Origin of the sequence: Pseudoalteromonas aliena (genome assembly GCF_038155085.1) — a bacterium.
Classification (GTDB): Bacteria; Pseudomonadota; Gammaproteobacteria; order Enterobacterales; family Alteromonadaceae; genus Pseudoalteromonas; species Pseudoalteromonas aliena_A.
Genome location: NZ_JBAKAU010000243.1, coordinates 1 through 213 on the forward strand (window position 1 = coordinate 1; position 213 = coordinate 213).

At 42.7% G+C, this 213-nt stretch carries 1 protein-coding gene; it reads right to left on the reverse strand.

Annotation, left to right across the window (positions count from 1 at the left end; all coding sequences use genetic code 11):
- Nucleotides 1–212: GTP-binding protein (locus V6260_RS19230; RefSeq protein WP_341595622.1), on the reverse strand; the 212-nt coding region annotated here is incomplete at its 3' end.
- Between the last annotated feature and the right edge of the window lies 1 nt (nucleotide 213).

Sequence of the window (213 nt, forward strand, 5' to 3'; positions counted from 1 at the left end):
GTATCAAGTAAGTTAACCAGCGCATTATTATATGGAAACTGCATTCCTGAGGTAGTAACCGATATACCACGCTCTTTTTCCATATCCATCCAGTCAGACTTTGCATGCTGATTAGAGCCACGGCCTTTTACAGATCCGGCTTTTTGAATCGCTTGTCCGAACAAAAGTACTATTTCGGTGATGGTGGTTTTACCAGCATCCGGATGCGATATA